The sequence below is a fragment of the Algihabitans albus genome, from assembly GCF_003572205.1.
Taxonomy (GTDB): domain Bacteria; phylum Pseudomonadota; class Alphaproteobacteria; order Kiloniellales; family DSM-21159; genus Algihabitans; species Algihabitans albus.
Map to the genome: position 1 here is coordinate 164,140 of NZ_QXNY01000005.1, position 14,259 is coordinate 178,398.

At 64.5% G+C, this 14,259-nt stretch carries 13 protein-coding genes; 4 read left to right on the plus strand and 9 right to left on the minus strand.

What is annotated here, in order from left to right:
- The first annotated feature begins 79 nt into the window (after nt 1-79).
- A complete protein-coding gene (gene bfr, locus DBZ32_RS14810; RefSeq protein ID WP_119167963.1) occupies nt 80-565 on the plus strand; it encodes a bacterioferritin in 486 nt (161 codons plus the stop codon).
- A 124-nt stretch (nt 566-689) separates the two neighbouring features.
- On the opposite strand, the gene DBZ32_RS14815 is transcribed toward bfr, so the two are convergent.
- The 4 genes from DBZ32_RS14815 to DBZ32_RS14830 all read right to left on the minus strand — a co-directional run bounded on the left by DBZ32_RS14815 (nt 690) and on the right by DBZ32_RS14830 (nt 2,948).
- Nucleotides 690-1,340, minus strand: a complete 651-nt coding sequence (locus DBZ32_RS14815; RefSeq protein ID WP_119167964.1) for a GNAT family N-acetyltransferase — start codon at nt 1,338-1,340, stop codon at nt 690-692.
- A gap of 247 nt (nt 1,341-1,587) precedes the next feature.
- The gene (locus DBZ32_RS14820) at nt 1,588-2,091 is read right to left on the minus strand and encodes a DinB family protein (RefSeq protein WP_119167965.1); all 504 of its coding nucleotides are present in this window, start codon (nt 2,089-2,091) and stop codon (nt 1,588-1,590) included.
- Nucleotides 2,092-2,198: 107 nt separating this feature from the next.
- Complete coding sequence (locus tag DBZ32_RS14825) at nt 2,199-2,633, minus strand: VOC family protein (RefSeq protein WP_119167966.1); 435 nt, start codon at nt 2,631-2,633, stop codon at nt 2,199-2,201.
- A 21-nt stretch (nt 2,634-2,654) separates the two neighbouring features.
- Nucleotides 2,655-2,948, minus strand: a complete 294-nt coding sequence (locus DBZ32_RS14830; RefSeq protein ID WP_119167967.1) for a DUF1127 domain-containing protein — start codon at nt 2,946-2,948, stop codon at nt 2,655-2,657.
- A 207-nt stretch (nt 2,949-3,155) separates the two neighbouring features.
- Here DBZ32_RS14830 and DBZ32_RS14835 point away from each other — a divergent pair, with 207 nt between their 5' ends.
- Both DBZ32_RS14835 and purB read left to right on the plus strand, forming a co-directional pair.
- On the plus strand, nt 3,156-4,610 hold the full coding sequence (locus DBZ32_RS14835) for a tetratricopeptide repeat protein (RefSeq protein ID WP_119167968.1): 1,455 nt from the start codon (nt 3,156-3,158) through the stop codon (nt 4,608-4,610).
- Nucleotides 4,607-5,917 carry an adenylosuccinate lyase gene (gene purB, locus DBZ32_RS14840; protein ID WP_119167969.1) on the plus strand — a complete coding sequence of 437 codons (1,311 nt, stop codon included), beginning with the start codon at nt 4,607-4,609 and terminating at the stop codon, nt 5,915-5,917. The genes DBZ32_RS14835 and purB overlap by 4 nt, the downstream gene beginning before the upstream one ends.
- A gap of 24 nt (nt 5,918-5,941) precedes the next feature.
- Here purB and DBZ32_RS14845 read toward each other — a convergent pair whose 3' ends face one another.
- The 4 genes from DBZ32_RS14845 to DBZ32_RS14860 all read right to left on the minus strand — a co-directional run bounded on the left by DBZ32_RS14845 (nt 5,942) and on the right by DBZ32_RS14860 (nt 12,241).
- Nucleotides 5,942-8,050, minus strand: a complete 2,109-nt coding sequence (locus DBZ32_RS14845; protein WP_119167970.1) for a molybdopterin-dependent oxidoreductase — start codon at nt 8,048-8,050, stop codon at nt 5,942-5,944.
- Between the two features lie 52 nt (nt 8,051-8,102).
- Nucleotides 8,103-8,948 (minus strand): SDR family oxidoreductase, encoded by an 846-nt coding sequence (locus tag DBZ32_RS14850; protein ID WP_119167971.1) that lies wholly within the window; start codon nt 8,946-8,948, stop codon nt 8,103-8,105.
- Between the two features lie 11 nt (nt 8,949-8,959).
- A complete protein-coding gene (locus DBZ32_RS14855) occupies nt 8,960-11,119 on the minus strand; it encodes a TRAP transporter permease (RefSeq protein ID WP_119167972.1) in 2,160 nt (719 codons plus the stop codon).
- A gap of 135 nt (nt 11,120-11,254) precedes the next feature.
- Nucleotides 11,255-12,241, minus strand: a complete 987-nt coding sequence (locus DBZ32_RS14860) for a TAXI family TRAP transporter solute-binding subunit (protein WP_235830217.1) — start codon at nt 12,239-12,241, stop codon at nt 11,255-11,257.
- Between the two features lie 226 nt (nt 12,242-12,467).
- Between DBZ32_RS14860 and DBZ32_RS14865 the strand changes: the two genes are divergently transcribed.
- Nucleotides 12,468-13,247 carry a peptidase gene (locus DBZ32_RS14865; RefSeq protein ID WP_119167973.1) on the plus strand — a complete coding sequence of 260 codons (780 nt, stop codon included), beginning with the start codon at nt 12,468-12,470 and terminating at the stop codon, nt 13,245-13,247.
- On the opposite strand, the gene DBZ32_RS14870 is transcribed toward DBZ32_RS14865, so the two are convergent.
- Complete coding sequence (locus tag DBZ32_RS14870) at nt 13,225-14,196, minus strand: LytTR family DNA-binding domain-containing protein (RefSeq protein ID WP_162906770.1); 972 nt, start codon at nt 14,194-14,196, stop codon at nt 13,225-13,227. The two genes, DBZ32_RS14865 and DBZ32_RS14870, sit on opposite strands and share 23 nt — an antisense overlap.
- Between the last annotated feature and the right edge of the window lie 63 nt (nt 14,197-14,259).

Below are 14,259 nucleotides of genomic sequence, written 5' to 3' on the forward strand. Positions count from 1 at the left end.
AGTCTGAGCGCTGCCTTAAAGGGCCGCGCCTTTAGGCTTTGGACCTTGCACGTGTGGGCATAGCAGGAGAGTAGAGACTGTGAAGGGCGACCCGAAGGTTATCCAGTTCCTCAACAAGATCCTGGTCAACGAACTGACGGCGATCAATCAGTATTTCCTGCATTCGCGCATGCTCAGGGACTGGGGCGTCTCGGTACTGGCCGAGAAGGAATACAAGGAATCCATCGAGGAAATGCAGCACGCCGACGAGCTGATCGAGCGCATCCTCTTCCTCGAAGGCCTGCCCAACCTGCAGGATCTGCACAAGCTGCGCATCGGCGAAGACGTCAAGGAGGTGCTGGAGTGCGACTTGAAGCTCGAGCACCAGGCCATTCCCGATCTGCGGGATGCGATCAAACAGAGCGAGGAGGTGCGGGACTATGTCAGCCGCGATCTCTTCGAGCGCATCCTGGTCAACGAGGAAGAGCACGTCGACTGGCTGGAGACCCAGCTCGGTCTGATCGAGAAGATGGGCCTGGAGCGGTTCGTGCTCTTGCAGTCGCAGCCGAACGCCGACCCGGCCTAGAGTGCGGTCGTCATAGGCGGAAGTGGGTTCGCTTCCGCCTAAGGCGCAAGTCCCGTTCTAAGCAGCCCGTCCGATTAAACGTCGGGCCGGACCTGCGTTGCAGGCTGGTCCGGTCTCGCTCACTTCAGGCTGTCCGCTTGGCCGGAAGCTGTGCATTGGCATGCGACCGGGCGCGGAACCACGCCTGGGCGTCGCCGGCGGCTTCCTCCAGCAGCGAAAGATAGGTCGGCCAACTGGTCCGCAGCCGGCCCTCGATTTCACCGTCTTCAAGCGCGAGAACGCTGTCGAACTTTTTGGCGATGCGCTGCATGCGGGCGTTCTCGATCATGCAGATCATCGTGACTGTCGTGACGCACCGGTTCCGCGCGGCAATCAGACTGCGGCGCAACAGCTCCGTACCCAGGCCACGGTCCTGAAAGCCGTCCTCGATCGTCAAGGCGAATTCGGCCTGGAGCGGTGAGCTGTCGAGCAGCCGAAGTTCGGCGGCGCCGCGCAGATCCCGATCGACGAAACAGGCCAGGATCACGGTCCTGGCCCAGTCGATCGCAGCGCAGTAGTCGCTGACGGCTGTGTCGCTGACGCTGCCGCAGAAGCGCATCCGCCGATCGGCCGGTCCGAGACGCAGCAGGTGCGCTTCGTAGTCCGCCGCGTCGGTGGAGGTGAGTTTGCGGAACAGCGGTGTGGGCTGCTCCGCGGAGCGCCGAGCGGGCTTGGACGCCGCCGTTTCGGCGCCACGGCGGTGCCCGGTGCCAATATCGCTGGAAAGTGTCCACATGGAAGACCTCCGTCGCTGGTTACGCAACGGGCATCTTCCTCCCTGGCTCAAAGGTAAGCCCCTTGCAGCCCTACTTCATTAGATGTGCTTCCTGCACCGTGGTCGCATCAAGGGGTATTAGCCTTAAGATTCGCTAAAGAAGGTGGCGAAACTTGGCTGGGATTGGGGCGTCTGGGCGGCCTCTATAGCCTCAATCGCTTGCGTGGCCTGGTCTCTGGCGGTTCGCCCACCTGGCTGTCGGGCAGTCTTACGCGGCGGTCATGAACGGCAGGTCGGTGGCGCCGGGCTTTGCCCCGGCGGCGGTCAGTAGCGCGTGAATCTGGCCGCGATGATGCGTTTGATGGTTGAAGACGTGGGTTGCGAGCAGCCACAGCGGTTGGCTGAACTCGCGGTCGGCCGACCGCGAGTGCCAGGTCAGTTGGCCGGTCAGGTCGCCGTCGCCCTGCCGATCCGCCCAGGTGGAGATCACGTCGTCGGTTTCCTTGCGGGCTGTCTTGAAGCTCGGCCAGTCCTCGGCTTCCGAAACCGACTCGGTCAGAGGTTTGACCGGTTTCGGAAGACCGGCGAGGCGGCTCATCCACATCCGGTCTGCCCAGAGAAGATGGTTGAAGGTCCCGAAGATGGATCCGAAGAAGGCCCCGCGATCGGCGCGCCGCTCTGCTTCGTCGAGGCCGTCCGCGGCCGTCACCAGATTGTCGTTCTGCCATCTGTTGTAGCGCGCCAGTGTGCGCAGATACTCGGCGGAGATCATTCAGGCCTCCTTGGTCTTGGCGTTCCGCCGGCGGCGGAGCTTTTCCAAGGTTAGCCAAAGCGAGAACGCTCAGCCAGCCCGGCTGGCGCAGTGCTCGGCCGTGGCAGTCAAGAACAACAGGCGTCGGCCTCGCCAGGACGGCTAGCCGGGCTGGGCGTCAAGCTGTCCTCACCGTAGATCGGCTCTTCGCCGTGGGTCAGAAAGGTCTCCCAGCGGATGTCCTGCGGGTCGAACACCCAAGCCTTGTCGGAGCGGTGATAGCAGCAGCTGGCTGGTCCCTCGGCGATCAGCTTTTCGCCGGCCTTGCGCAGCCGGTCGGAGATATCCGCTAATTCGGCAGGGGTCTCGACCTGAATCCCGAGGTGAAAGTCACCGGGGGTCTCGCAGCGCTTGGAGACCGAGAAGTTCACCTTGGGGTCTTCCAACTGCCACTTCGCGTAGTCGTCCTTCAGCAGCGTCGGCTCTGCTCCGAACAGCCGGCTGTAGAAAGCCACGGAGGCGGAAATGTCGGCGACCGACAGGCCGATATGAATGCGCTTCATGGGACTCTTGCTCCTCGAACGTCAAGCGGCGCAGCAGGTTGCATCGCAGGCTGATAGGGCTGGAACCGGTCGTCGCGGCGGCAGCAGGACGACGACGTCGGCCCTGCGGCTGGAGGGCTGGGCCGCCGCAGTGTGCTGATCTTCACCGCGCTGCACCAGACCGGCGGCAACGGCGTCAATCTGTTCCGGCCCAATCCCGATGTCCTTCAGAAGGCTAGGGTCCAACGCGCGGAGTTCTTGCGCGGTTGCCGAGGTGAGGGCTGTGCGCCTGAGAAATCGTAGGCTGTCGAGGAGCCAAGCTGGCCAGCGGATCATGTCTCACTCCTTTATTTTGATAAATATCAAAACATCAAAATAAGAGCGGGTCAATCCGACTTTCGATAGACCTTGACGTGAGCTTCGAGCTGGGTGCGGCGAACTGCTTCGAGATGATGCCGCGCGTCGAGGCTGTTGCTTGCCATAGCCGGTCGGCTCGGGGCATGGTGCGCGCCGTTCCCCCCTTCGAGATGACTTTCTTTACCGATGCAAAGCGCACAGCCCGAGCCGGCCATCGCCGAAATCCTCGGATATCTCAGTCGTGGTTATCCGCGAACCGCGGCGGACCGCGCCACGGCTCTTTTGGCCGATCAGCCGGACCATGCGGAGGCGCAGCGACTCTACGGTGTGGCACTCTATCGTCTCGAGGAATCGGACGAGGCCATTTCCGCCCTCAGGCGTGCGGTGGAACTGGCGCCGAATTCACCTCCCGCGTCCTGGGGGCTGGCGGAGGCGCTGCAGACGGCTGGCCAGGCGGAAGAGGCCGGCAGGATTCTGCTACGGCTGGTAGAGGTCGGGGGCGAGGAGCCGGTCGCCTTGCTGTTACTGGCGCGCTTGAGCATGGCGGCCAAGCGGACCGACGAAGCTTACGACTATGCGCGCCGGGCGCTGGCGGTTGACCCTGAGGTGGAGGGCGGCCGCCGGATTCTCGCGGCCCTGGCCTACCGGCACGGCGCCCTGTCGGAAACCGCCGAGTTGATGCTGCCCGGCCGCAGACGGGGCGGAGAAGCCGATCCGGCCTGCTTTCTGGCGCGCAGCCTCTACGGGCTGGGCCGCAGCCGCCTGCTCGCCGAACTGCCGGCCGCCGAGACGCCCGCACAGCGCCATAACGAGGCCGTGCTGCGCGCTCTGGCCGCTTGGCGGGAGAACCGGGTCGACGCGGTTCTCCGCGACCTGGATCTGGCAGAGGCCGAAAAAGGCAGCTTGGAGGGCGAGTCCCTTGTCGCGGTTTTTGCGACCGTCGCCGATCTTCTGCGCCGTCTTCTCACCTATCGGGCGGATCGGCCCGATCTCTATGAAGGAGAGGTGGCGGCGCTGATCGTGGCGATCGGCGATACCCACTGCATCTCTGCCGGTCATCTCGTGGTGCCTTGGCAGGGCGGACAGGCCTTGCTTCTGCCCGAACCGCTGCTGGAAGCGACACCTTCGGCGCTCGTCGCGGACAGTCCTGAGCCGCTGCAAACGGCTTTCCGCCTCGCACTCGACCGGATGCCGAAGGGGGCGATCCCGGCGATCTGCATCGGCGAACTGGATTTGCGGCTGACCCAGGGGCTCTTCTCCCAGTGTCTCAAGATGAGCGACAGCGCGTTGATGGCCCGTATTCGGGAGGTGGCCAGCGATCTCGCCGCCTTCGTCGCGGCTGAAGGCCAGGCACGCGGCCTGACCCCGATCCTGATGACGCCGCCCGCCAGCAATGCGCCCCTGACCCTGGTTCCGGCGGCGCAGCGCAGCCGCTTTTTGATCGCGCACAAGTGCTTCGTTGCGAGCTTGACGGACGCCGCCGAGCGTCTGGGCCTGCCGCTGCTCGACCTGCGAGCCGTGACCCTGTCCGGGGAGCAGGTTCGGCAACGCCGCTACATCGACACCAATCATCTCTGGCCCGAGACTTTCGTCGAGGCCTTCGCGCGTCACCCCGTTTTACCGGAGCAAAGCCCGTCATGATTCCCCGTTACAGCCGGCCGGAGATGGCCGAGATCTGGTCGGCCGCCAACCGCTATCGCATCTGGTTCGAGATCGAAGCCCATGCCTGCGATGCGCTGGCGGACCTGGGCACGATTCCGAAAGAGGCGGCGGCAACGGTCTGGGACAAGGGCCGTCCGCTGATCGAGGGCTGGAGCGACAGCGACACGGCCAAGGTCGAAGCCATCGAGGCGGAAACCCGCCACGACGTCATCGCCTTCCTGACCTATCTGGCCGAGGCGGTGGGGGAGCCGGCGCGCTTCGTACACCAGGGCATGACCTCTTCCGATCTGCTGGACACGACGCTGGCGGTGCAGCTCGACCGAGCCGCCGGACTTCTGTTGACCGGCCTCGACCGTGTCCTTGCGGCCTTGCAGGCGCGCGCCGAGGAGCATAAGCACACGCTCTGCATCGGCCGCAGTCACGGCATCCATGCCGAGCCGACCACCTTCGGGTTGAAGCTTGCCGGCCACTACGCGGCCTTCTCCCGCTGCCGGACACGGCTCGAGGCGGCGCGTGGCGAGATCGCCACCTGCGCCATTTCCGGCGCCGTCGGAACCTTCGCCAATATCGATCCGGCGGTCGAGGCCCATGTTGCCGCAAAGCTGGGTCTCGCGCCGGAGCCGGTCTCCACCCAGGTGATCCCGCGCGACCGCCATGCGGCCTTCTTCGCGACGCTGGGCGTGATCGCCGCCTGTGTCGAGAACCTGGCGACCGAGGTGCGCCATCTGCAGCGCACCGAGGTGCGCGAAGCCGAGGAATACTTCGCGCCGGGGCAGAAGGGCTCCTCGGCCATGCCGCACAAGCGCAACCCGGTGCTGACCGAGAACCTGACCGGGCTCGCCCGCATGGTCCGCGCCTACGTCACGCCGGCGCTGGAGAACGTGGCGCTCTGGCACGAGCGCGACATCTCCCACTCCTCGGTCGAGCGGATGATCGGTCCCGATGCCACGGTGACACTGGACTTTGCGCTGAGCCGCCTGGCCGGCGTGATCGAGAAGCTGCTGGTCTATCCCGAGACCATGCAGGCCAACCTCGACAGTTTGGGCGGCCTGGTCCATTCCCAGCGTGTTCTCCTGGCCCTGACGCAGGCCGGCATCAGCCGCGAAGACGCCTATCGTCTGGTTCAGCGCAACGCCATGAAGGTCTGGGAGCAGGGCGCCGACTTCCTGGCGGAACTCAAGGCCGATCCCGAGGTGCCGCTGGATGATCAGGCTCTCGAGGTCTGTTTCGACCTCGGCTACCACAGCAAGCGTGTCGAGGAGATCTTCCGGCGGGTCTTCGCCTGAGCCGATCGCGACCGGGCTCGCTCCTCAGTCGGTCTTCCGCGCCCAAACGGCGGTGTCGTGAAACACGGCGCCGCCCCGCGGCGCACCCATGTCGGCGCTGACCAGCAGGTTGACGCCGATCCCTTCTTCGAAGGCTTCGTTCGGCCAGATCGACTCGATCACCAGGACATCGGGCTGTAGCCCGTCGAAAGGACGGACCGGCACGACCAGCGAGCCCAAGTCGTTACCGATCCGCACCCGTTCGCCTTCGCCTAGGCCTAGGCGGGTGCAGGTCTCGGGGTGCATCAGCACGTTCGGGCGGGCTTCGCGCACTTGCGAGCCCGGCGTCTCCGTAAAGGTCGTGTTGAGGTAGCTTCGCGCCGGCGCGGCAACCAGACGGAAGGGTTTGTCCGGTTTGGCCTCGTCGATGGCGGTCCAGTGATCGGGCAGGGCGGGCATGCCGGCCGTGTCCGGGCCGATACCCGGCTCGACCGGCGCGGTCAGCGCGGTCCAATCGGGCGCGAAACGGAATCGGCCGCCCGGCTGCGGAAAGCCCTCGATGAAGTGGGCCGTGGCGAAATCCTCGCCGCAGTCCAGCCCGCCCATGGCGTGAACCTGGTCGGCGCCCGGATGGCCGGAGGCGCGGAAGGTTGCGTCGATCAGCTCCCAGGCCGTCATCTCGAAGCCCGGATGTTCGGCCCCGAGCCGGTCCGCCAGTGCACAGATCACCTCGTGGTTGGAGCGGCAGCCCTCGGGCGGTGCGACAGCGGCCTTAGCGACCTGCAGGAAGGTGTGGCCGCTGGCGGTGTAGTAGTCGTCATGCTCCAGGAACATGGTGGCCGGCAGCACGACGTCGGCCATGGCGGCCGTTTCGGTCATGAATTGCTCGTGGACGGCGACGAAGAGGTCATCGCGTGCCAGGCCGTCGCGACACTTGCCGGACTCCGGGCAGACCACGATGGGGTTGGTGTTCTGGATAAAGAGCGCCTCAACCGGCGGACCCTCGCCCAGGTCGCGCGGATCGCCCGTCAGCACCGGTCCGAAGCGGGACTGGTCCAGGCTGCGTGCCGGCCGCGCCTGTGCCGCGTCCAGTCCCTCGATCAGCGTCTTGTCGAGATTGTAGATGGCGCCGTTGCCCCAGAGCGCACCGCCGCCCTCGACAGCCCAGGCGCCGGTTACGGCAGGCAGGCAGGAGGCGGCATGCAGGTTGGCGGCGCCGTTGCGCGAGCGCGAGAAGCCGTAGCCGACGCGCAGATAGCTCTTCTTGGTGGAGCCGTAGAGCCGGGCGAAGTCTTCGATCTCCGTAATGCTGAGCCCGGTGATCGCTGCCGCCCAGGCAGGATCGCGGGCGCCGAAGTGAGCCTCGACTTCGGCATTCCAGTCGCTGTATCGGGCCAGGTAGGCGCGGTCGGCCAGTCCGTCGCGCAGCAGGACGTGAATTACGGCGCAGGCGAGAGCTGAGTCCGTACCGGGCTTGAGCGCCAGATGCAGGTCGGCCTGTTCCGCGGTGCCGGTGCGGTAGGGATCGATCACCACCAGCTTGGCGCCGTTGGCTTTTTTGGCGCGGGCGATATGGGTCATGACGTTGACCTGGGTGCTGACCGGGTTGCCGCCCCAGACCACGACCAGCTCGGACTTGGCGATCTCGCGGGCATCCACGCCCTTCTTGGCGCCGACCCCCGCCAGCCAGCCGGACTCGGCCAAGGTGACGCAGATGGTCGACCATTGGCGCGAGTAGCCCTTGGTGTGGCGCAGTCGCTCGATGCCGTCGCGCTGCACGTGCCCCATGGTCCCGGCGTAGAAGTAGGGCCAGACCGCTTCGGGTCCCTGCCGCTGCTCGGCAGCGGTCAGGCCCTCGGCCACCAGGTCCAGGGCGGCGTCCCAGGAAATCGCCTCGAAGGCGGCGCGGCCCACGCCCTTCTCGCCGATCCGGCGCAAGGGCTGGGTCAGGCGCTCGGGATGATGGATCCGCTCGGCATAGCGCGCGACCTTGGCGCAGATCACGCCCGCCGTGTAGGGGTTGTGCCGGCCGCCGCGCACCTTGCCGATGCGGCGTTCGTCCAGGACCTCGACCTCCAAGGCGCAGGTCGAGGGACAATCGTGCGGGCAGACGCTGGTGATCCAGCCGTCCGGGAGTTTGGCATCCAGAGGCATGGGCGAAGGATAGGGTGGGTCGCGGCCTCTCCGCAATCCGCGAAGCTGCGAATCAGCCCTTCGCCGTGTCCCGCCACCTGGCCCATTCCGCGTCCGTCAGCTCGGACAGCAGGTTGAACTGGCCGGCTCCGGACAGCCACTCGCCACCGTCGATGGTGACGACGTCCCCGTTGATATAGCCGGAGCCCTCGGCAATCAGGTAGCTGGCGAGGTCGGTCAGCTCGCGGTGTTCTCCGAACCGCTTGAGCGGGATCTTCTCGTGCCAGAGCTTGTCGATCCGCTCATTGGGGATCAGCCGCGACCAGGCGCCCTCGGTCGGAAAGGGGCCCGGCGCGATGGCGTTGAGGCGAATCCTCTTCGGTCCCCATTCGACCGCCAAGCTGCGGGTCATGGCGAGAATGCCGGCCTTGGCCGTGGCCGAGGGCAGGACGTAGGCCGAACCGGTCCAGGCATAGGAGGTCACGATGGAGAGGACCGTGCCGGGTTGCTGCTCCGCGATCCAACGCTTGCCGACCTCCAGAGTGACGTAGGCGGTGCCATGCAGCACGATATTGACCACGGCGTCGAAGGCGCGGTGGCTCAAGGTCTCGCTTTTGGCCGCAAAGTTGCCGGCGGCGTTGTTGACCAGCACATCGAGTCCGCCGAGGCGATCCCAACAGGCGACGACAAGCTGCGTAACCTGAGCCGGGTCGCGCAGGTCGCAGGTTTGCCAGGCCGTCTGGCCGGGGAAGTCGGACTCGAAGCCGGCGGCGGTTTCTTCAAGAACCTCCTGGCGTCGGCCGCAGATCATCAGACGCCCGCCGAGCTCCAGGAAGCGCCGGCCCATCGCCTTGCCCAGGCCGGTGCCGCCGCCGGTGATCAGGATGCGTTTGCCAGCCAGCAGGTCATCCCGAAACATCCTTACCTCCCTCAGGCTGCCGAACGTGCCGCCAAGCGCTGCGCGGCGATCACCGAGACCGCGATGGCGATGCCGATCAGATCGGTGATCCAACCGCCCTCGATCATCAAAAGCGCGGCCAGAATCAGCCCGACGCGCAATACCGGATTGACCGACCTTGTGAAGAAGTAGCCCTGCACGCCACCGGAGAGAAGCACCACTCCGGCGGTAGCGGTCACCAGCGCACGCAACACCTCCAGACTGCTGCCGTCGAACAGCAGGGCCGGATTGTAGAAGAACATGAAGGGGACGATGAAGGCCGCCAAACCGATCTTGAAGGAGGTGACGGAGGTCTCCATCGGGTTACCGCCTGAGATGCCGGCCGCGGCATAGGAGGCAAGGGCGACCGGCGGCGTGATCGCCGAGATCACGGCAAAGTAAAAAACGAAGAAGTGCGCCGTCAGCGGTTGGATGCCGAGCTGGATCAGGCCTGGCGCCACGACCGAAGCGGCAACGGCGTAGGCGGCTGTCGTCGGCATGCCCATGCCCAGCAAAATCGAAATGAACATGGCGAAGGCCAGCGCCAGAAGCTGGCTGTCTTCGGCCAGTGTCAGCAGGAGGGAGGAGAAGCGGGCGCCCACGCCGGTCAGGGAGATGACGCCGACGATCACGCCGGCGCAGGCGCAGACGGCGATGATCTGTACCGACATGGAGCCGCCCATCTCGAAGGCCCGATAGAGTGCCTTGGGCCCCATGCGATGCGGAGTCAGCCAGCTCACCACGGCCGCCGCCGCCATCGCCAGGGTACCAGCCCGGATCACCGAGTAGCCCATGAAGAGAGCGGCGATCAGAATAACGATGGGGAGAAACAGGAAGACCTGTTTGACCATCTCTCTGACACGCGGCAACTCGTCGTCGCGCATACCGCGCATGCCGAGCTTTCCGGCCTCGAAGTCCACCATGAAGTAGACCGAGGCGAAGTACAGAACCGCCGGGATGATCGCGGCCACGGCGATATCCGTGTAGGGAATGCCAGTGATTTCCGCCATGATGAAGGCGCCGGCGCCCATGATCGGCGGCATGATCTGGCCGCCGGTCGAGGCCGCCGCTTCCACCGCACCGGCAGACTTAGGCGGGTAGCCGATGCGCTTCATCAGCGGAATGGTGAGCGAGCCGGTGGCCACAACGTTACCCGCACTGGTGCCGTTGATCATGCCCATCAGGCCCGAGGCGAAGATCGCGACCTTGGCCGGACCGCCGCGAGCGCGTCCGGCGACGGCGAAGGCGAAGTTCACGAAGTAGTCGCCGACCTTCGATGCCTGTAGGAAAGCCGCGAAGATAATGAAAAGGATGATGTAGGTGGAGGAGACCGCCGTCGTCGGACCCAGGATGCCGGCGTCGGTGTAGATATAGCTGAAGAAACGCCGCAGATCGAACCCCTGATGCGCCAGGAAGCCGGGTAGCCAGGGTCCGGCGAAGGCGTAGCCGACGAAGATCACGGCGATGACCACCAGCGCAAGGCCGGCCACGCGCCGCGTCAGCTCCAGGATCAGCAGAACCCCGACGAGCGAGGCATAGAGGTTGCCCGGCGTTGCGAAGGGGGTGCCGGCGCGCATGCGCAGGGAGGTACCGTCCAGGTGAACCAGCAAGTAGCTCGAACTCGCAAGCGCTGCCAGAATCAGCACCAGATCGAAGGGTGAAAGGCGATCTTGAGAGGAGCGAAAGGTCCAGCTGCCGAGCAGCGCCAGCGCCGTTCCGGCCAGCAGGGGAATACCGAAATGCCAAATCTCGATTTCGGCTGCGATGCCTTGGGCTCCGCCCTGCAGTTCCAGGTGCATCAGGCCGACCCGAACGATCGCATAGACAATCGGAAGCACGCAAAGACCGGCCAGTCCCCATTGCAGACGTAAGCCAGCCGTGCGTTCGCGTGGGAACCGGGCGGCGGCGAACAGCAAGAAGCCCAGAATCAAGGCGCCCAGAACATGGGTGATGCGAAAGGCCCAGGTTTCCATGGGCGCAACGTTCAGCGTGTAGACGTGCCAGGCAGCGTAGAGCGCCGCGAAGCCGCCGGTGAGATAAAGCCTCCAGCCCTGGAACAGACGAAGGTTTCCAGCGGTCGGCTCTTCGTCCACGCCCTCTGCGACGACGCGGCCGTCGGTGCCGGCCGGCGCGCTGTTTGTTTCGCTGCTCATCTCGAAAGGTGCCTCCCAGGCGCTCGGACGACGCTGGCGGGTAGATTCTCTTTAGGATACCTCTGCCCAGCGGTTACGGCGAGAAAGTTGCCGGGCCGCGTTGGAACACACGGCCCGGCGGTCTTCTAAAGGCGATCAGCCTTCCAACTCGTCAGGGATGTCGAAGCCGTTCTCCTCGAACCAGCGCACGGCGCCCGGGTGCCATTTCAGAACCTGGTTGTAGATGTAGTTTTCCGGAACGGTCGACCGCGACGCCTTGTGGATTTCCATCATCCGGTCGTGGTTCTCCATCACCGTCTTGACCACCTCGTAGACGAAGTCGTCGGACAGGTCGGCGCTGGCGACGGCGAAGTTCCACATCGCCACGGCTTGAGCCTCCCGGTCCAGCGACTGATAGGTGCCGGGCTGAATAACGAACTCGGAAACCGGGAAAGTTTCCAGAATGGTCGCCAGCTCCTCCGAATTGAAGTCCACGATGTTGACGTCAGTCTGGACTTCAAGCTGACTGACGGCCGGAATGGGAATGCCGGCGGCGAAGGCGATCACGTCCAGCAGGCCGTCCTGCAACTGGCCGCCCAGGTCGCTCCAGCCACCGTTGCGGCGTTCGAAATCGACACCGAGAGTCTCCAGCATGCGTGGGAAGTAAGTGTCGGACGTCGAGCCGGACGGCCCGAAGCCGATCCTGGAGCCTGCCGGGATCTCGGAAATCGAGGTGATGCCCGAAGACGAGAGAGTCGTGATCGAGAAAGGCGTCTGGTACATCGGGAAGATCGCCCGAACGTTGTCCAGAGGCACGCCCGGCGCAAGGGGCGAATTTCCTGCAAGCGCCTCGGCCGCCGGGCCCATGGTGGTCATACCGAAGGCGACATCGCCGGTATGGACCAGCGCCATGTTCTGGGTCGGCCCGCCGGTTACCTCGGCGCCGCCGGAGAGGCCCAAAGATTCAGCCACCAAGTTGGCCCAACCCGACCCATAGGCGAAGTAGGTTCCGCCTTGGCTTGCCGTACCGACGGTGAAGTTGTCGGGCCAACCGTCACGGTCCTGCGCCAGTGCCCCAGTTCCGGTTGCGACAGCAAGGGTTGCAGCCAAGCCAACCGCCTTGGTAGTTTGGATAAAGTCCACGTCTATTCTCCCAGTTTCAGCGCTTGCAGCGCCGGTATTATGATCCCTGTTGTACTGCCACCGTTTTTCTACAGATAATTTTTATTGGTGGTGATTTTTTTGAGATAGCCTCGCGCGTTCCCCCTGTCGAGGAAATAGGGTGATCGTTTGTCTGCATGGCGCTTGCTGACCTGTCGAAAGGCTGCGAGCATCTTCTTTCACGACTCGGCTGGAGCGAGGACAGCGTTTGACCTATTGCCTGGGGATTAAGGTTGAGCAGGGGCTCGTGCTGCTCGCCGATGGGCGGATTACCGCCGGGCATCAGGTCAGCAACGCCCGCAAGGCCACTCTGCATGGCCCCCCGGACGCGCAGGTGGCGATCATGACCTCCGGACTCCGGTCGTTGCGCGACAAGACCTTGGCCTATTTCGATCGCGACCAACGCAGGGATCGTAAAACCGGCTTCGGGTCTATGCTTGAGGCGGTCAGTGCCTACAGCGGAGCCCTGCGCGAGGTTGCCGAAGAAGACCGCGAAGCTCTGGAGCGCTCGGAACTTACTTTCAACCTCAATGCTATCCTGGGCGGTTGCCTGGCAGACGATCCGGAACCGACAATCTTTCTGGTTTATCCGGAAGGCAATTGGATCGAGATCGACGCCCGAACGCCTTATCTCTCAGTTGGCGCGACCGCCTACGGAAAACCGATCTTGGACCGCGCGCTGAGCTATGCAACCCCGATGCGGACGGCGCTCAAGCTGGCTTATCTCTCGTTCGATTCGACCCGTTTTTCTTCGGCTGACGTCGGCTATCCGATTGACATGCTCACCTATAGGCAGTCGGACCGGATCTGGTCGGAGGCGCAGTACGACTACGACGACTTGAGCCGTCAGCGGCAATGGTGGAACGAGCACATCACCCAGCTTGCCGCCGACATGCCGGACGGACCCTGGACCCAAGCGCTGCTGGACGACGCAGGAGAGCCGAGCGATGACGAGGGCAAGCGGCTCAGTCTGGTGCGGCAGGACTAACGACCGGCTTCGGCTGCCCGCCGTCTTGCTTCAAGCCACGACGGTATCGCCGAGATCCCGGTATCACTAATCCGGTGTCTAGCTGAGCCCTGAAGTCTCCGGCGCGTGTCGACGTCACCTGCCGGATACGGTTGTGCGCGACGATCCAAGACCGATGGATGCGTAGGAAGCCGAAGGGACGCGTCGCAACCTCGACCTCGGCCAGAGTCGCACGCACCAGAAGCGGAGTGGCGCTCTCTCGCAGAAGTTCGACATAGTTGCCTGCTGCCTTCACCGCCAGCAGGCTCGCTGGATCGATCGCCAAACTCTGTCCGCCGTCGTGCAAAATCAGAACTTTCGGCGTAGAGCGATCCTCGCTCTCTCCAGCTTTTAGAGACAGACCGCTGGAGTCCCGAAGGCCCCTGGCAGGTCGGCGCGCGATTCTGCCGCCTGTCTGCATCAGATTGAGAATCGTGACGATCAGCAGGTAGGCGACCAGATCCTTGCGCAGTTCGTAGATCAGTCCCGGCAGCCACGGACCGAAGCTGTAGCTGTTGCCGGTCATGGCATAGATGCCCTCGCGCAGGCTTAGCATCGTCGTGATGTGAAGAGCGCTGAAGGCGAGAGCGGCCGCGGTGTGCAAGAAGACCTGTCGGGCGATTTTGTGGCGGCTCACGGGGTAACGCCGGACAAACCAGACCAGGCCGGGCAGCGCGAGCAGAATGCCTGCCGCACTGGTGGCTTCCCAGAGGTAGGGTTTCCAAGGTTCCACGGCTTCGCCGAAACGGGCGGCCTCGGTCAGGCTGGATGCCGCGTTGGTCACTCCGACCGCCGTCAGCAGTCCGAACCACAGACCCCAAAATCCGAGAGACTGTCCGGACGAGACCGACCGCGTCACATCTTGGAACGACACCTGCTCTCTGCCGCCACCGCTCGTCCCGGATTTGCCGCCGTTGGTGTCATCGCTCATACACCGGCCGTTTCGGCCGGTTAGTTTGAGCCACGATCGAACAACGGCGGGGCGAAGCGACAT

Excerpts from the sequence above, each read along its gene's own strand:
- DBZ32_RS14815 (WP_119167964.1), bottom strand. The coding sequence starts at position 1,340 with ATGTGGACACTTTCCAGCGATATTGGCACCGGGCACCGCCGTGGCGCC.
- DBZ32_RS14820 (WP_119167965.1), bottom strand. The coding sequence starts at position 2,091 with ATGATCTCCGCCGAGTATCTGCGCACACTGGCGCGCTACAACAGATGG.
- DBZ32_RS14825 (WP_119167966.1), bottom strand. The coding sequence starts at position 2,633 with ATGAAGCGCATTCATATCGGCCTGTCGGTCGCCGACATTTCCGCCTCC.
- DBZ32_RS14830 (WP_119167967.1), bottom strand. The coding sequence starts at position 2,948 with ATGATCCGCTGGCCAGCTTGGCTCCTCGACAGCCTACGATTTCTCAGG.
- DBZ32_RS14835 (WP_119167968.1), top strand. The coding sequence starts at position 3,156 with ATGCAAAGCGCACAGCCCGAGCCGGCCATCGCCGAAATCCTCGGATAT.
- purB (WP_119167969.1), top strand. The coding sequence starts at position 4,607 with ATGATTCCCCGTTACAGCCGGCCGGAGATGGCCGAGATCTGGTCGGCC.
- DBZ32_RS14845 (WP_119167970.1), bottom strand. The coding sequence starts at position 8,050 with ATGCCTCTGGATGCCAAACTCCCGGACGGCTGGATCACCAGCGTCTGC.
- DBZ32_RS14850 (WP_119167971.1), bottom strand. The coding sequence starts at position 8,948 with ATGTTTCGGGATGACCTGCTGGCTGGCAAACGCATCCTGATCACCGGC.
- DBZ32_RS14855 (WP_119167972.1), bottom strand. The coding sequence starts at position 11,119 with ATGAGCAGCGAAACAAACAGCGCGCCGGCCGGCACCGACGGCCGCGTC.
- DBZ32_RS14870 (WP_162906770.1), bottom strand. The coding sequence starts at position 14,196 with ATGAGCGATGACACCAACGGCGGCAAATCCGGGACGAGCGGTGGCGGC.